Source organism: Proteiniphilum sp. UBA1028 (assembly GCF_002316955.1).
Lineage (GTDB): Bacteria > Bacteroidota > Bacteroidia > Bacteroidales > Dysgonomonadaceae > Proteiniphilum.
Map to the genome: position 1 here is coordinate 47378 of NZ_DCEN01000041.1, position 1941 is coordinate 49318.

General features: G+C 42.1%; 2 protein-coding genes. Both read right to left on the reverse strand.

Annotated elements, in window-relative coordinates; translation table 11 throughout:
• A partial coding sequence (locus tag B3Z75_RS07125) for a MotA/TolQ/ExbB proton channel family protein (RefSeq protein ID WP_294069186.1) occupies positions 1-590 on the reverse strand: 590 nt, incomplete at its 3' end.
• Positions 591-1112: 522 nt separating this feature from the next.
• Positions 1113-1784, reverse strand: coding sequence for a helix-turn-helix transcriptional regulator (locus tag B3Z75_RS07130; protein WP_294069189.1), 672 nt, complete (start codon positions 1782-1784; stop codon positions 1113-1115).
• Between the last annotated feature and the right edge of the window lie 157 nt (positions 1785-1941).

Here is a 1941-nt window from a genome sequence, read left to right on the forward strand (position 1 = left end):
CCCAGGTTAGAGAAGGTTGCGATTACGGGAAGGTTTTGATTCATCATGGGGAGTTCCAATGCGGTTGCTTCGTCAATTTTTTCGCTGATGTTGGCCGCCTTTTGTTCTTTCGTTAAGCCTGTATTGTCTTTCAGCATCAGTTCGTACATGTCGAGTCCTGCATTGATCACGGCAGCAACCGATCCCTTCTGTTGGTCACAAAGAGTTCGTGCACCCTGAATATCATCGTGAGCAAGTTTTTCTTTGATGGTTGTTACAAAAACGGTTAAGTCGCCCTTGCCCTTGCATCTGGCAATTGCAATCAGGCGTTCGATACTCAGTACGATTACCGATATAAGCATGGTCATGATTACAGGAATCACAAACCCGCCTTTGTAGATCGTACCCAGCAGGTTTCCTTGCAACGGAAGATTGTCTCTGTTCCCTCCGATAAAGTTGTCCGGATTTCCAAAAACGAATTGGAATATCGAAAGCGCTACCACGAAAGAGAGCGCAATCACCAAACCTGAAGAAAGCCCTTTTGATTGTTTTTTCTTTTTAACGGAGTTGATCTCACGTTGCTTTTTCAGCCCATTCTCATTTGTTGTCATAAATTTGTTTTTTGTGTTTATTGTAATGTAAATTTATTCTTTACAAATCAAAATGTCCCCAATCACTGTAAATCCCGATTCAGCATGACGTGTATTTTATAAACATCAGCAAATTATGTGCGTCATGCATCACAAAACTTTCAGCGAATGAGGACAAAATTGAACATCAAGAAAAGTAGATAATGCTTTTCTAAAAAAGCGGTACAAATTTCGCAACATAAAGTTTATATTTTAATAAAACAGGTACGTCAGAGGTGCGATACACCTCCTACAACAGGTACTACATTTGGTGCGAAAAAGTCCAAAGCAGGCCCTACAGGGGTACTACAATTGTATAGTGTTGGAATTTAATACACAGATAATCAGCAGAGAGGATGTGATACATTGTTTTTATGCCCTTTTGAAATTTATCGGCTGCGCACGGAGAGTATTTTCGGGAATATAATTCCATTCGTCATTCAGGGTGTGAAAAAAACTCCTTCAATGGAAAAGGATGTCATATTGGGTCGGATGGTTTCAGAATCAGGCAAAAGATTTGATATATCTGTAGAGATCCGTGTGGGAAGAGAGGCGCATTTTTTTTCGTAAGCGGCTTCTGTTGGTTTGTACCGAGCGGTGTTGAATAAAAGTATATTCTGCAATTTCTTTTGAAGAGAAGTTCAGGAAGATCATCGCACAGAGCGATAATTCGGATTTCGACAGCTGGGGGTGTTTGTGCAGGAGACGCCGCGTAAAATCAGGGTACACTTCCGTGAATCGCTTCAGGAATAGGGGATCATTTTTTATGGCAAGCTCGCGCATCTCTTCAAAATAAAGGTCAAGTTTTGGTTCCGGGTGAACAGCGATAGCTGCTTCTGCATGGTCTGCCTGTTTTTGATTCCGGGACTTACGCCAAACGAAATAAATCAGCAATCCTTTGGGAATCAAAGCAAGCATGACAATGACCAGGACCACAAAAAAAGCACCTATGATGCTTTTCGTTTTTTTAGTGGCGTTGGAAGAGTATCCCTGTGGTTCTCCAACTTGGGAAGAAAACAGGTTGTCGTAAGAAATTTGCAGAAAACCACCAATGTTTGTCGATTCATTTACCCATCTTTCTGCGCCAGGAAAATCGTTTCCTCCTGCCATTGACAGCGTTGGCAAAGAGGAAGCCGATGTAAAACACGCGAAGAATATAAATAGGAAATAGCTCATATCAGCTTATTATACACTTTGTTGAACAGGCCTTACGCGAGGCATCTGCCCGATGCTGGCAGGCCCCACTTTGTCCACCAAAACAGAGCCCGTCCGTGATTTAAAAATTGCTGAAGATCAGCTCCAGTTTCAGATTCCCTACCCGTTTGTCCAACTT